We start from the raw sequence: 14,242 nt of genomic DNA, 5'->3' as shown, positions 1-14,242 counted from the left end.
AAAAGCACGGAAGATTTTCTGTGCTTTTCTTATTTATTGTCTTTTTAATGTAACAATTTTCGGTATAATACCTTTATGTTATGAAACGATCGATATAATTCTGGAATAAGAATTTAGCGTTTTATCTCTTTCTTGGAATTAATTTATAAACATTGTATTATAAAGGTAAAGGATAAAATATGAGTTTATGTGTAAACTCTTTATAGTGTGATTATATTGAAAATAATAAAAAGTATAATGTTAGTAGCTTGTTGTTTATTAATTGTCAGTGGATGTTCTTCTAGGGAAGGAAAAGTTGTTGGCGGAAAAGTAAAAAGTTCTTCAAATAGAATATTGGGAGACTACAGAGAGTTTACTGGTTCCGCGAGTCGCGACATGGAAGTTAAAAAAGGTGAGAATTGGGTGTTTTCTTTTGATGAAACAACAAGGAAAGGAACTGTAGTTGCTTATGTTGTGGATTCAAATGATAAGACAATATTAGAGTTTGATAATGGTAAGGATGAAAAGATCCTTAAAGTCTCTAAAGATGATAAATATAAAGTGAAAGTTAAAACAGAAGAACATGGTGGGAAATTTTTAATAGAGTGGAAAAAATCATCTTAAATTGAAGAGGGAAATTTCTATGAAAAGGGGTTAGGTACCGAGAGGCATTAAAAAAATTTAAGATTACGCTTTTTAGACCGTAACCTGCACTTAATTACTTTGAATTGTTAGTCTTTTTATATTGTTTTAAATGAGAGAAGTGTCCCATCATTTTATTAGGTCAGCCATCCTACCTACTGAAACGATGCCCAAAATTGTTCGTGCGTTTGCTGAAAATCAGCCTGTAACTTCAATCGTGAATGCAATTCGTGCCCTCTTATATGAAGGGACTGTTGGCAACGACATTTGGATTGCACTTGCTTGGTGCGTAGGGATCATGATCATTTCGTACTTTTTTGCTAGTAAAGCATTTAAACGTCAGTTAGGGTAAGTGAATCTAGTCATCTGAAATAATATATATTTGAAAAAGCACGGAAGATTTTCCGTGCTTTTATTATTTGTTGCGCACTCATGGTAAAAAATATGGACAATTGGTAACGAATTAAACTCAATATTTTTGATTTAACGGATTATCGCTCAAGGGCAATATAAGGATAGTTGCTCTTGTAAAGCTTCTAATACTTCGTTAGGCATTTCCTTGATTGTAATATCCTTCCCTAGGAAAAGCAGCCAATTTGTTATCTCTGTTACTTCATCGGAATTGTGAACATCGATAAATATTTTTAAAATGGCTGTGGATTGGTAAGGATTTGTATAAGAAAGAGAAACTTTGAAAGGATGGTATTTTTTGTACTGGGCAATTGCTTTTGGGCCAAGTTCAAGTACAAGGTTAATTGCTTCGTCCTTCTTACTGAGTTTTTCTAAAATCTGTTTCTTATGTAACCTCTTTTTAGTCGTGTACGGTTCTATATTGATGACATTATCGACAGGGAAAGTTAGCTTCTTTTCTTCTTTTAAGTCAAATCCTTCAATGATCCAATGGCTTTTTTCTTGATATAGGTGTAATAGATAAATTGGATAAGACTTGATTTCTTCTTCTTTGATGGTAATCAATAAATGTCTATCCGAAAGAAGGATTTGAATGAGTTTTTCTAACATCGGATGTGGGAGGTCAGAAAGCTCAAGTAGATCGGGATTATGAGGGTTAGTCCCTTCAAAAAGCAAGATTTGATTTAAAAGAACAAGGTCATCTTGCTGGGTTTCTGAGATGAGTCCTAGCAGTTTTTCAGCTAAAGATTGCCGACTTTTTAAATAGGGAAGTTGCTGATTTCTCGTAGCCATAAAGGCAATAAAAAGAGCTTTGACTTCATTATCAGTAAAGCGAACAACGGGCAGGATAGAGTTATGCATGACAAAATATCCACCAGTTCTCCCAACTTCAGCGACAAGTGGCATGCCCATAGCTTCAATTTCTCTAATATCTCTAATAGCTGTCGATCGTGATATGTTAAATTCTCGTATGATTTCAGAAATTGTAAAGTGGGAGCGGTTGTTGATATACCGCATAATTGTATTAATCCGTTCAACTTTTTTCATTGGAGTCTCCTAAACAGTATCATTTTTTGACATGATTTAAAGTTATTATAAACTCATCAGATGAAAAGATAAATCGTTTGATTCATTTTAAAAAAGGAAGGTATTGAATATGAAAAATTATACGATTGAAGAAAAAGATAGCTTTATTGTGTTAGGTATTGGAACTGAAATTAAGAGTGACTATACAGACTTTGCTGGAATCAATAAAGAAAAGGAAGACTTTTGGTCAGCTGTTAAAGAAGATGGAAGGCTCGATACTTTAAAAGCTTTAGCTACAAACGAATACATTTTTTCTGTGAGTGAAGCGGTGAATAACAAGATGATGTATTATGCTGGTGTTATGACAGAGGCACAAATAAAAGAAGCATCTAGAGTAATCCAATTTCCAAAGGGAGAATACTTGGTTGTGAAAGGGGAAGATAAAACGGCTGAAGAGTTAAGTAATAAGCTGACTGGCATCGCCTTCGGTCAAGCTTTACCAGATGCAAAAGATTTTGCTTATGTTGGTGGCCCGAATACAACAGTTGAGATGGGGCAAAGAAACGGCTTAGTATTTGGTGAAATGTGGATTCCAGTTGTTAGGAAGTAAAGTGATAAAAGGTACGAATATGGAAAGTAGAGGCTAACAATATTGCATTGTTAGCCCTTTTGATATGAATACAATATTCATATGCTGCTACACATTATGTTCTGGTAAAATGGAATAAAAGGAAATTAATGTAAGGTGGTGGCGAGTTGAATAAAAAAAGGATATTTGAGCTATTCATAGTAACGTTGGTTTTTCTATTCCTTCATGTAAGTACATTTACTAATGAAAAATTTAACGATAAATTTGGATCCTTTACTTTCATTGTGCTACTTCTTATGCTTTCTATTTACACTGCATTTATAGAAAAGTATTTTGATGATATACAAAAGTGGATTCGAAATATCACATTTTGTTTTGCTTTGTTAGTAGTTGCTGTAGTAGCTCTATGGATAGGATATTTTTAAATCGCTCTTTAAGAGAAGGATAAGTATATGATTACCATACATTCGATCCGATCATATTACTTAGCTGCATCGGCGTATATTAATCTTTTCTCTCCTTAATCATGATAAAATGTACAATAGGAAATTTTATGTAACATAAAGGGGGAAGGGTTATGGTCAGCTTTAGTACTTTGTTAGCTTTTGCAATTGTTTCGCTTAGTATGGTTTGTTCACCAGGGCCTAATATGATTTATCTCATTTCTCGTTCCATTACGCAAGGACGTATGGCAGGATTTATTTCTCTCTTAGGCATTATGCTCGGATTTGTAATTTATATAATCGCAACAATGTTCGGACTTACAGTTCTATTCCTTGCAGTACCTGCTGTCTACGAAGCAGTCAAGTGGGCAGGTGCTGCTTACTTGCTTTGGCTCGCCTGGAATTCGATAAAACCGGGTGCTACTTCTATTATGGAACCTCGTACTATTTCTAATGAGCCACCACGGAAATTATTTTTGATGGGGCTTATGACTAATCTTCTAAATCCAAAGATTGCTATTTTGTATGTGTCACTGTTACCTCAATTTGAAGATCCTGAGAAGGGATCGTTGCTTATACAAGGTGCAGTTTTAGGCCTTACGCAAATCACTGTTAGTTTTATAGTCAACCTTCTAATTGTGTTTACAGCAAGTAAAATTGCTACATGGTTTGGCACACGCCCAACGTGGCTGCGAGTGCAGCGTTGGCTTATGGCAAGTGTATTAACGGGTCTGGCTGTACGTCTTGCTTTTGAACGCCGACAGTAGGAGTATCTAAAAATTTGAAGATCTTTTTTAATGTTACGGAAGGAATGCCATTTTTTATTTTAAGGGTAAGATAAAAAGGAGAGGTATGTGAAGAATATACAACGATAAATGAAATTCCTACTTACTAGCGATAAGTCATTTTTTATATAAATATATGAATAAACCCTCTCATAAACAGAAAATACTTTTTATGAGAGGGTTTATTCAATTTAATGCTATTAAAAATGGAATAAAAGCAATGCAAGTTCTCACTTATCTAGAATAAGTGAAAAGATGATGTTTTATTTGTTCAATAAAATACTGATGGTGTATATTATCGTTCGATACTCGACTTGCCATAATAGCGCCCTCCATTGAAGATGCAAGAAAAGAAGCGAGCGATTTAATGTCTATATCTTCTTTAAGTTCATGTTTTTCTATTCCTTCTTTTATGAGAGAAGCCATTAACATTACTGTATCATCATAACCTTTTGCTGCTGCTGTTTGTAATTCTGGGAATACTCCAGTACTTTCAATTGCGCTATTAAGCAATGGACAGCCTCCAGCAATAGGGGGATTATTAGCTGCATCTTGATATACAAGGAAAATGGCAAGAATTTTATCGATTGCTGTTTTTTTATTTTCCATTGCTTTATGAAAATGATCCCACATAATCTCACCACTTTTGTTGTAGGCAGCAAGGACAATTTCTTCTTTATTTTTGAATCTACGATAAATAGATCCTTTAGGTAGTTCAGTAGCTGTCATTATATCCTGGATGGATGTGCGAGTTATCCCATTAGTATTAAATAAATATAAAGATGTTTCAATAATTTTTTCCTTTACCGTATCAACTTTAGTCATGCTTTGTAGTCCTCCTCATAAAAACGAGCTTAATATTCCAGGTAATGTTTATCCTCTATTTTTTTGTAAGTATAAATAAGTGCGAAGCAAAAATATATTATCCCTATCTTATGGAAACCTCAAACAATACAGTTTGAACAGAGGTTAATCAAATTGTATTATTTATATTTTTAAAATGAATTTTCTGTCAAAAATAACATGATCAATTGTTTAATTTAGTCATGTTAGACAACTAATTTTACCTAAAATCGTAGAAGATGTAAAAATATATAGTTAATTTTAGTGCATAGATATATGAGTATTATATATAATCTTTATCAATATGTTTAGCTAAAGTGTTTGAATTACTCCCACTTTCACTTCTTATATAATAATATTTCTCGCAGTTCTTGTGGGTAAAAGTCTGATCACTTCATTCTATAAAAGAAATAATTAATGAGTACTAGAATTGGATTGTAAATAAGAAACCGAGTTATAAATATATTTGCTTTTTTCTATTTTGTTAATCATTTGTAAAAAGGGTTTAAAAAACTAGAAACTTATAGTATCATTATATTCCGGACCGGACCGTTCGGTCTGTTAACTTGTATGAATATATTTGGAAGGAGAACTTTATGAAGAAAGAAAAATCAAAGATTGTAGGTAATTTAATTAGGAGGATAATAAAATGAACTTTATAAAAATGAATAAAAAAGAAATTATTATGCTAGTAATTTTAACACTGTTCTTACCATTTCAAATTGGTTTGTTTATATTATTTGGCATATCACTTTTAACTAACAACAATTTAGTTGAATCAGAATTTGCTCTTGGTGCCATCGGTTTTACTGTACCTGCTATTGTTGGAATAATTTTATTTAAGAACGAAATTATTGAGAGTTTTGCATATTTTAAAAAGAAAACAATTTTGAAAATAGTAAGTATTCCTATGGTGGTTTTACTTATGGTAATTATCGAAAATTCTATTATGCATTTTCTAGCAACTGGTCAGCCAGAGAACCAAGAACAGCTCCTTGAAGCAGGTGCGGAGGTACCTCTTATATTTACATTGCTTGTATTTGGTATTCTGGGTCCAATACTTGAAGAAATTGTGTTTCGTTATATTTTAATAAATCGTTTTTCACATTATATTGGTACTACCATTGCATCTATCATTTCGATTCTAATCTTTACATTCCTTCATACGAACCAGCTTTCTGATTATGCCATTTATTTACCAGGCGCGGTGATACTTACTATTGCGTATCTGATTTCTAAAAGATCCCTTGCATATGTCATGGCGATACATATATTAAACAATTGCCTTAGTTTCATACTGTAAGAAATTAGCCTTGCATCTGTTACAGAGTTAAAAATAGAAACAGATATTGATAACTCATTAGACAGCCAACTAATGAGTTATGTAATTCCTTGTACGTCGAAAAACCGCAATTCGTGAAGAAAATTTAATACATATGGAGACTGGGCCTTACTTAAAAATTTCAAAGTAATATTAGCTTCTCTAAAAGAAAATGATCAAAAATATGCACATAAGACATATTATGATAATCAAGAAAGATAACAATAGAGAGAATCGGCAGGAAATAGTGAGAACAGCAGATATTCTTATATATAATGAGAGTCCAACTTAATTTAATAGATCTTATGAGAAAACCATTGATTAGCTTTTTTCAAATCAATGGTTTTTATATTTGAAATAAATATTTTTTATAAAAAATATTTTTGACCCCCATAAAACTTTGTATTCCTCCGAATATGTATAGTGAAGAAAATTAATAGAAGAAAAATGATTATGAAAGAATATTGAAATGTTAATAAAATTACTAGATTAAGTGGCCATCCGAAATAAAAGGATGGAATTACCAATGATATAAAGAAGAGTTATTCAAGGATTGCAGATAAAATAGAAAAAGAGTAAGCAAAATAAGCGGAAGAAAATAAGAACGTACATTAAAATATAGGCTTAACTATAGTGCAGAGAGAAAAGAGAAATCATTAGGGAAACGGTGAAAAAAGTTAGTCTCGAAAAATATAAGTAACAGCAAGAAGACAAACCGAAAGACAAGTACTAACAAAATGTGGTTGAATGGTCACTTGTTTAGTGGCCATTTTGCTATGTGAAGGAGGCTGGGAGATTACAAGTGTTGAGTTTAGTAATGAAGATCTTAAAAAAACCAAAAATAGAAGATATCGTATATAACATACAAAATAACGAAGAAGATAAAGAAGCTTTTATCGTGCAGTATCAACCGTTTATTAGAAAATCAATCTCGTCTGTCTGCCGCCGATATATTACAGAACAGGATGATGAATATAGTATTGGACTGTTTGCGTTTAATGAAGCAATAGAAAAGTATTCATATAAAAAAGGGAAATCTTTTTTAGCGTTTGCTGATCTTCTTATAAAAAGAGATGTAATTGACTATATACGCAAGGAGTCTAAGCATAACCTTGTCTTTTTAAAAGAAGATGAGCAAGAGGAAATGTTAGAAATGCAAGTATCGCTTACGGAGTATATGAAAGAGATGGAAAATAGTAACCGCAAAGAGGAAATTCTTCATTTTCAAAGTGTGCTAGCTGAGTTTAAAATCACATTTTCAGAGCTTGCTAAAGAATCTCCTAAGCATCGTGATACGCGTGAGCACTTAATAGAAATTGTGAAGATTATTATAAAAGACGAGGAAATGATGGAAGAGCTGTTCCGAAAGAAAAAATTACCGCTTAAACATATTGAACCGCGTGTTAGGGTAAGTCGTAAAACGTTGGAGCGACATAGAAAATATATCATTGCAATGTGTATTATCTTCGCAAATAACTATACATACATTCTTGATTATATAAAGGGAGGGAAGCATGATGAATAAAGGAATTGTGATGGATATAAAAAAACATAGCGTAGTTGTTTTAACACCAAATGGAGAGTTTATTACGTGTAAAAGAAAAGGCGATTCTTGCGTGATTGGAGAGGAAATCTCGTTTGAAGAACAAGAACAAAGAGCATCGCTTTTTTCAATCCCTTATTTCTTAAAGCCTGCATCATTACTTATTGCTTGTTTTCTATGTGCGCTTTTATTTTTCTACAACCAACCGGAAGAAAAAGTATTCGCTTACGTCTCAGTTGACATTAATCCAAGTTTAGAGGTGAGCGTAACGAAGGATCTTCGCGTTATAGATTTACAAGCTTGTAATGATGATGGAAGGCGTATTTTAAAAGAATTGAAGCAATGGGAAAATAAACAATTGCAAGACGTAATACGTACAATTATAAAGCAAAGTCAAGAGGATAAGTATTTAACGGGTGATAAGCAAGTTATGCTAACAGCTGTTGCAAAGGAGAATTCGCTAGAAGCACAGTTGGAAAAGGCAATGAAAGAATTAAAGAAAGAGTATGAGCTAAAACATATTACAGTTGAATATCAAAGTAGCACTATGCAAGTACGAGAGAATGCTAGAAAAGCTGGAATTGGCACTGGTGTTTATATAAAGCAAGAGAATGAGAAGAATAAACCGCTTACTCCGCCCGCCTCGCCGTCTAATCAGGTGGAAAACGAAGAAGAGGTGCAATCGCAGCCGGAGTCATCTCCTGATGCATCACCGAATTTGTCTCCTGTAAAAGAAAAAAAATATGAGAAGCCGGAACATAAAGAACAAAAGAAAACAGAGGAACAGCCATCTAGGCAAATAAAAGAAACTAATGGACAACAGCAAGGAAATAACGGAAGAGGGTCTCAACAAGGGAATAATGGAAATCAGCAAGGAAACAACGGAAGAGGGTCTCAACAAGGGAATAATGGAAATCAGCAAGAAAACAACGGAAGAGGATCCCAACAAGGAAATAATGAGAATCAGCAAGGAAACAACGGAAGAGGATCTCAACAAGGGAAGAATGGAAACGAGCGAGGGAACAATGGAAGAGGATCCCAACAGGGGAATAATGGGAATGAACAAGGGAACAACGGAAGAGGATCCCAACAAGGAAATAATGAGAATGAGCAAGGGAACAATGGAAGAGGATCCCAACAGGGGAATAATGGGAATGAGCAAGGGAATAACGGAAGAGGGTCCCAACAAGGAAATAATGAGAATGAGCAAGGGAACAATGGTAGGGGGTCTCAACAAGAAAATAGAGGCCACCAGCAAGGCAATGAAAAAAAGAATCAATAGAATATGGAAGTGAGAGATTCAATTTAAAGCTAAAAGGATTTATCTCGCTATTGTGGGCAGTAAAACTCCCATCTCAAAAATTGGCTAAGGCAAAGAAGTTAGATGGGAGTTGGGCTGCTTATAAACGTTCGATTGGTGAGGCTAATTAAAGTTTCACTTTATTATTCTATAGTTCTATTAAGAAGGAGTATGAGAAAAATATAATGGAGAAAAACATTCAACAAGAGAAGGATAAATCCAAACCTGTTTTTTATGATCCGAAAGGAAGGAGAAATATAGTTTTTAGATGGTTTCTATGTATCGCATTAGTTAGCGTAAGTATTGTATTTTATTTTTTCTTTCGAAGTATTTTTACAACACCAGAAATTCCAAATATGAATCCTACTGTAAAACAAGATACGAAACTTGTACCAATTAATCCAAAGCTTAGTGACGAGCAGTTAAAGAAGGAAGAATTCAAACCAAGTACCGAAATGAAGGATAATAAAAAATTGGTGAATCCGACAAACGATAGTAAACAACGTAAAGAAGTGTATGGTTTTTATGTAAATTGGGATGAAAATAGTACAGCGTCTTTAAAAGAAAATATCGATTCATTAACTACGTTAGTACCAGAATGGTATCATTTAAAAGAAGATTTAACGATTAGAAGTGAGATAAAACCTGAGATTGTAAAACTAGCAAAAAAAATCATGTAAAAATTATGCCGTTACTTACTAACTATACAGAAAAAGCTTCTGGCCCTGATAGTGAGCTTATCCATAAGTTATTGAATTCGCCGAATGATGTGAAGACGAAATTTATTAATGATTTAGTAAACCAAGTGAAAAAGAGTCAGTTTTCAGGTATTAATATTGACTTTGAGGCCGTACCTGAAAGCGATAGAGAGTACTTAACAAATTTCATGAAAGAACTTACTACGGCCTTTCATAAACATGATTTGCTTGTCACACAAGATGTTCCAGCTAATGATAAGGCTTTTGATTATGGTGCGTTAGCAAAGATAATTGATCGAATGATTGTAATGATGTACGATGAGCACTATGGAGCGGGGGAACCAGGACCAATTGCTTCAAATAAGTGGTTCCAACATACATTAAAAGAACTGAATATTCCGTCTAATAAACTTGTAGTTGCTTTCGGTAACTATGGATATGATTGGAAAGTAAATAGTAAAGAACCAGCGAAGTCATTAACTTTTTCAGAAGTTATGGCAATGGCTCAAGGTTCAAATATGAAAATTCATTGGGATAAGATGAGTGGAAATCCTTATTTTAGATATAAAGCAGGAGAGAAAGAACATACTGCTTGGTTCTTAGACAGCGTTACTCTCTATAATCAAGTGAAAATCGCAATGGACAACAATGCAAAGGGGTTTGCGTTATGGAGATTAGGAGCAGAAGACCCTGCAATATGGAAAGTTTTAAAAAATCCGATTGAGGGACAAAAGAATCCTGATGTATTACATAAAATCACTAGTTTAGATGAAGTGAATTATGCTGGACAAGGTGAAATTTTACAGATTGAGAATGAAAAGCAAAATGGATTGAGAGATTTTAAAGTAGGCAAAGATGGTTATCTTACAGATGAAGTATATCAATCCTTACCATCTGCATACGAAGTGCAACGATATGGAAAACCAAAGGGGAAACAAGTAGTATTAACATTTGATGATGGGCCAGACCCGAAATATACACCGGAAATTTTAGATATATTAAAAGAGAATAAAGTAAACGCTGCTTTTTTTGTACTTGGTGAAAACGCGCAACTACATCCTAGTATTGTGAAAAGAATATACGATGAGGGGCATGAAATTGGCAATCATACTTTCAAGCATCCTAACGTCGCTGATACGTCTTTACTACGAACAAAAGTAGAGCTTAATACGACGCAACGTTTAATTCAAGAAATAACTGGACATTCTACAGTTTTATTTAGACCACCATATGAAGCGGATGCTAACCCGGATTCCTCAAATGAAATATTGCCTATTTTACGGGCACAAAATATGAACTATACAATGGTAGCAGAAAAAGTGGATCCTGAGGACTGGGCAACACCATCAACAAATGAATTAGTAAAGCGCGCTCTTAATCCTGTTTATAAGGGAGAGGGAAATATTATTCTTCTCCACGATGCGGGAGGGAATCGTACCCATACGGTAGAGGCGTTGCCGATCATTATTAAAGAGCTTAAAAAGCATGGATATAGTTTTGTAACAATTTCAGATTTAATGAATAAAGAACGAGATGAAATTATGCCCCCTGTTTCTTCTGAGGGGAAGCGATATTTACTATATAATAAAGCTGTCTTTTCAGGGGCGGGATACTTTAAACATATATTAACGACTATTTTTTATATTGCTATTGGATTAGGTATTTTTCGATTCTTATTCTTAATTTATTTTGCATGGAAGCAGAAAAGAAAAACGCTATCTCGCTATATTAATTCGTCCTATCAACCTTTTGTTAGTGTTGTCATAGCAGCATATAATGAAGAAAAGGTGATAGCCAAGACGATTCGCTCAATTTTAGATAGCAATTATAGTGAGTTTGAAGTTATTGTTGTGGATGACGGATCGACAGATGATACGTCAAAAGTAATGCAAGAAACATTTTATAAACACCCTAAAGTTCGTTTCATTCAGAAAGAAAACGGCGGGAAATCATCTGCAATGAACCTAGGGTTTCAACAATCGCGAGGAGAAATCATTGTCACTTTAGATGCGGATACTATTATTGCGCAAGACGCTATTTCTCTCATGATTAGACACTTTGAAGATCAAAATGTAGCGGCAGTTTCAGGTAATGTCAAAGTGGGGAATAGACGAAACTTGTTAACTACTTGGCAACATGTTGAGTATATTACCGGGTTTAATTTAGAACGTAGAGCTTTTGATGAGTTAAATTGTATTACAGTAGTTCCAGGAGCTATTGGGGCATGGCGTAAAGAGAATGTAGTTCAATCTGGATATTTAAGTGAGGATACGTTAGCAGAAGATACGGATCTTACTATTACATTTTTACGTCAAGGATATAGAATTGTATATGAAGAAAAGGCCTATGCTTTTACGGAATCACCTGAAGATGTGAAAAGTCTCATTAAACAGCGATATCGTTGGTCATATGGTACACTTCAATGTCTTTGGAAACATCGAGAAGCAGTGTTTCATTCAAAACATAAAACGTTAGGATTTATTGCATTGCCTAACATGTGGTTATTCCAATATGTTCTGCAATTCATTGCTCCTTTAGCAGATATTTTAATGATTGTGGGGCTATTTGGTAGTAATCCGCTAAAAGTATTAGGGTTTTACCTTGCATTCTTTTTATTGGACCTTCTCGCAGCTCTCTTTGCATTTAAATTAGAGAAAGAGGATCCTAAACCGTTAGTGTGGTTAATTTTACAACGCTTTATTTATCGTCAATTTATGACTTATGTTGTCATTAAATCTATATTCTCATCTATTCGAGGCGTAGCGGTAGGATGGAATAAATTAAAGAGAATGGGGAGTGTTAAGCATTCCGCGGAACATAAGGAGGCATCATAAGAGGGCAGGTTATCTGCTCTCTTTTTCATTAGTATTAGTAGGTTGACTTTAGTTTTGGACTAAAGTTTTTTTATTTTTTTTTAAAATGACGGACACAAAATCTTATATCCTTTCGAATTATATATATGGATATCAATAATATTTACATAAAAGGGGAGTAAGAAATATGAAAATGAATAAAGAAATGTACGTAGAAATCACTGAAGTGTTAAAGGTATTGGCACATCCTGTCCGTTTATCTTTAGTAGAAATAATGCTAACAAAAGGCCCTACTAATGTAACAACAATGTATGAAACATTACAAATGCCTCAAAGTACAATTAGTCAACATTTATCTAAACTAAAAGCCACTAAAATGGTTACAGGTACTCGGAAAGGATTAGAAATTTATTATGAAGTTACGGATAAGCGTACAAAAGCAATTTTATCAAGTTTGTTTTAGAAGGTGACTGTTTAAAATTCGAGGATATGAAAGCTATTCAGTGTCTATAATTTTTCATTTAACAGTACTTGAATACCATGTTGTTTTTTAATGTGTCTAATGCATTTATTTGGTTTTTGCCATATCACTATCAAGCTAAATTTTAAATAGACTATAAAAATGAAAGTTTTCTTATTTAGGGTCTTTTTGTTAGCTTGATAGTAATGTCCCGTCCCCACTAGTAGGTAAAGAAGTGGTAGTTTTTTTAGTCATGTAATCTTTTCATTTGATGATCTTTTCCCCATTCGCATAGTTCATCCATAATTTGTATTAAAGATTTCCCATAGTCACTTATTGTGTATTCAACCTTTGGTGGTACTTCTTGATATACAGTACGATGGATAATCCCATCAGCTTCAAGTTGCCGAAGTTGTTGTGTAAGAACTTTCTGCGTAATGTTTGGGATTTCTCGCCGGATTTCATTTGTTCGCATTTTTCCATCCATCAACACACATAAAATATGAACTTTCCATTTTCCGCCGATTACATCGAGTGTCGTTGCAATTGGGCAGTCATCATTTTGATTCATATAACACCTCCACAGGTACTTTAAGGTTCCTATAGCACTTTAAAGTACGTACTTTTCAATTATATGTGACTCATTCATACTAATACGTAAAGGGTTGAATAATTTATAAAGGGGATGGAAGATGATGAAAACACTTGTAATTGTAGCACATCCAGATATTGAAAAATCAAAAATTAATAAAAGATGGATTGAAGAACTTGAGAAACATTCGGATGAAATTACAGTGCATGAATTATATAAAGTGGCACCAAATTGGGAGTTTAATGTGGAAGAGGAACAAAAGCTGTTAGTAGAACACGACCGATATATATTTCAATTTCCGCTATACTGGTACAGCTCACCACCATTATTAAAAAAATGGTTTGACGATGTATTAACATATGGATTTGCTTACGGATCAAAAGGAGATAAAGTGAAGGGGAAAGAATTTGGTGTAGCTATTTCTATAGGTGGATTAGAAAAAGACTATGATAATAGCGGAATCACAATGGATGAGTTAACAAAACCATTTCAAGCTACGTGTTTATATACAGACATGAAATTTATACCTTCATTTTATTTATACGGTGCTGAATATAAATTAAGTGATGAAGAGATTGATAAAAGCGCACCGGAGTATGTACGATATGTGATGAATAAGGAGTATTCTAACATATAAGAGGGAATAGCCATTTACTTGTTAAGTAGATGGCTATTTTTATTGAATTTATCCCGCTTTAATGGGCAGTAGGACCCCCACCTCAAAATTCAGCGAAAGCAAAGAAGTTAGGTGGGGGTCGGGCTGCCCATTAAAGTCCGATTGGTGAGGGCTAATAATC

At 33.8% G+C, this 14,242-nt stretch carries 12 protein-coding genes and 3 pseudogenes; 12 read left to right on the top strand and 3 right to left on the bottom strand.

Annotated elements, in window-relative coordinates; translation table 11 throughout:
• Nucleotides 1-213: 213 nt before the first annotated feature.
• Together AC3WTI_RS07930 and AC3WTI_RS07925 are read left to right on the top strand one after the other, a co-directional pair.
• Nucleotides 214-603, top strand: a complete 390-nt coding sequence (locus AC3WTI_RS07930) for a hypothetical protein (protein ID WP_033681224.1) — start codon at nucleotides 214-216, stop codon at nucleotides 601-603.
• 151 nt (nucleotides 604-754) lie between these two features.
• Nucleotides 755-973 (top strand): annotated as a pseudogene (locus AC3WTI_RS07925) (ABC transporter permease); the annotation flags it as partial.
• A 146-nt stretch (nucleotides 974-1,119) separates the two neighbouring features.
• Here the strand turns inward: AC3WTI_RS07925 and AC3WTI_RS07920 are convergent.
• Nucleotides 1,120-2,079, bottom strand: coding sequence for a helix-turn-helix transcriptional regulator (locus tag AC3WTI_RS07920; protein ID WP_087958884.1), 960 nt, complete (start codon nucleotides 2,077-2,079; stop codon nucleotides 1,120-1,122).
• 109 nt (nucleotides 2,080-2,188) lie between these two features.
• Here AC3WTI_RS07920 and AC3WTI_RS07915 point away from each other — a divergent pair, with 109 nt between their 5' ends.
• The 3 genes from AC3WTI_RS07915 to AC3WTI_RS07905 all read left to right on the top strand — a co-directional run bounded on the left by AC3WTI_RS07915 (nucleotide 2,189) and on the right by AC3WTI_RS07905 (nucleotide 3,857).
• On the top strand, nucleotides 2,189-2,668 hold the full coding sequence (locus tag AC3WTI_RS07915) for a GyrI-like domain-containing protein (protein WP_087958885.1): 480 nt from the start codon (nucleotides 2,189-2,191) through the stop codon (nucleotides 2,666-2,668).
• Between the two features lie 146 nt (nucleotides 2,669-2,814).
• Complete coding sequence (locus AC3WTI_RS07910) at nucleotides 2,815-3,072, top strand: DUF3963 domain-containing protein (protein WP_087958886.1); 258 nt, start codon at nucleotides 2,815-2,817, stop codon at nucleotides 3,070-3,072.
• 152 nt (nucleotides 3,073-3,224) lie between these two features.
• Entirely contained in the window at nucleotides 3,225-3,857 is a 633-nt protein-coding gene (locus tag AC3WTI_RS07905; RefSeq protein WP_087958887.1) for a LysE family translocator, read from the top strand.
• A gap of 252 nt (nucleotides 3,858-4,109) precedes the next feature.
• Here the strand turns inward: AC3WTI_RS07905 and AC3WTI_RS07900 are convergent, their stop codons facing one another.
• Nucleotides 4,110-4,700, bottom strand: coding sequence for a TetR/AcrR family transcriptional regulator (locus AC3WTI_RS07900; protein ID WP_087958888.1), 591 nt, complete (start codon nucleotides 4,698-4,700; stop codon nucleotides 4,110-4,112).
• Nucleotides 4,701-5,367: 667 nt separating this feature from the next.
• On the opposite strand from AC3WTI_RS07900, the gene AC3WTI_RS07895 reads away from it, so the two are divergent.
• From AC3WTI_RS07895 to AC3WTI_RS07870, 6 genes and pseudogenes are all read left to right on the top strand, one after another.
• Nucleotides 5,368-6,021, top strand: coding sequence for a CPBP family intramembrane glutamic endopeptidase (locus AC3WTI_RS07895; RefSeq protein WP_087958889.1), 654 nt, complete (start codon nucleotides 5,368-5,370; stop codon nucleotides 6,019-6,021).
• A gap of 117 nt (nucleotides 6,022-6,138) precedes the next feature.
• Nucleotides 6,139-6,261 (top strand): annotated as a pseudogene (locus tag AC3WTI_RS07890) (glycosyl transferase family 2); the annotation flags it as partial.
• Between the two features lie 580 nt (nucleotides 6,262-6,841).
• Nucleotides 6,842-7,564: an RNA polymerase sigma factor SigI gene (sigI, locus tag AC3WTI_RS07885; protein ID WP_087958890.1), complete on the top strand. Its 723-nt coding sequence runs from the start codon at nucleotides 6,842-6,844 to the stop codon at nucleotides 7,562-7,564.
• Nucleotides 7,554-8,864: an anti-sigma-I factor RsgI family protein gene (locus AC3WTI_RS07880; protein WP_144488166.1), complete on the top strand. Its 1,311-nt coding sequence runs from the start codon at nucleotides 7,554-7,556 to the stop codon at nucleotides 8,862-8,864. Before sigI ends, AC3WTI_RS07880 begins: the two co-directional genes overlap by 11 nt.
• A gap of 203 nt (nucleotides 8,865-9,067) precedes the next feature.
• Nucleotides 9,068-12,414, top strand: a pseudogene (locus tag AC3WTI_RS07875) (trifunctional glycoside hydrolase family 18/polysaccharide deacetylase/glycosyltransferase family 2 protein).
• A gap of 166 nt (nucleotides 12,415-12,580) precedes the next feature.
• Nucleotides 12,581-12,856 (top strand): ArsR/SmtB family transcription factor, encoded by a 276-nt coding sequence (locus AC3WTI_RS07870; RefSeq protein ID WP_087958893.1) that lies wholly within the window; start codon nucleotides 12,581-12,583, stop codon nucleotides 12,854-12,856.
• Nucleotides 12,857-13,100: 244 nt separating this feature from the next.
• Here the strand turns inward: AC3WTI_RS07870 and AC3WTI_RS07865 are convergent, their stop codons facing one another.
• On the bottom strand, nucleotides 13,101-13,424 hold the full coding sequence (locus AC3WTI_RS07865) for a winged helix-turn-helix transcriptional regulator (protein ID WP_087958894.1): 324 nt from the start codon (nucleotides 13,422-13,424) through the stop codon (nucleotides 13,101-13,103).
• Between the two features lie 124 nt (nucleotides 13,425-13,548).
• On the opposite strand from AC3WTI_RS07865, the gene AC3WTI_RS07860 reads away from it, so the two are divergent.
• Nucleotides 13,549-14,082 (top strand): NAD(P)H-dependent oxidoreductase, encoded by a 534-nt coding sequence (locus AC3WTI_RS07860; protein WP_142286797.1) that lies wholly within the window; start codon nucleotides 13,549-13,551, stop codon nucleotides 14,080-14,082.
• Nucleotides 14,083-14,242 lie beyond the last annotated feature (160 nt).

The organism is Bacillus sp. EB106-02-03-XG38 (assembly GCF_058792175.1).
This window is presented reverse-complemented; position numbering and strand designations above follow the sequence as displayed.

Coding starts and splice junctions, on each gene's coding strand:
- AC3WTI_RS07920 (WP_087958884.1), bottom strand. CDS start 2,079: ATGAAAAAAGTTGAACGGATTAATACAATTATGCGGTATATCAACAAC.
- AC3WTI_RS07915 (WP_087958885.1), top strand. CDS start 2,189: ATGAAAAATTATACGATTGAAGAAAAAGATAGCTTTATTGTGTTAGGT.
- AC3WTI_RS07905 (WP_087958887.1), top strand. CDS start 3,225: ATGGTCAGCTTTAGTACTTTGTTAGCTTTTGCAATTGTTTCGCTTAGT.
- AC3WTI_RS07900 (WP_087958888.1), bottom strand. CDS start 4,700: ATGACTAAAGTTGATACGGTAAAGGAAAAAATTATTGAAACATCTTTA.
- AC3WTI_RS07895 (WP_087958889.1), top strand. CDS start 5,368: ATGAACTTTATAAAAATGAATAAAAAAGAAATTATTATGCTAGTAATT.
- AC3WTI_RS07880 (WP_144488166.1), top strand. CDS start 7,554: ATGATGAATAAAGGAATTGTGATGGATATAAAAAAACATAGCGTAGTT.
- AC3WTI_RS07870 (WP_087958893.1), top strand. CDS start 12,581: ATGAAAATGAATAAAGAAATGTACGTAGAAATCACTGAAGTGTTAAAG.
- AC3WTI_RS07865 (WP_087958894.1), bottom strand. CDS start 13,424: ATGAATCAAAATGATGACTGCCCAATTGCAACGACACTCGATGTAATC.
- AC3WTI_RS07860 (WP_142286797.1), top strand. CDS start 13,549: ATGAAAACACTTGTAATTGTAGCACATCCAGATATTGAAAAATCAAAA.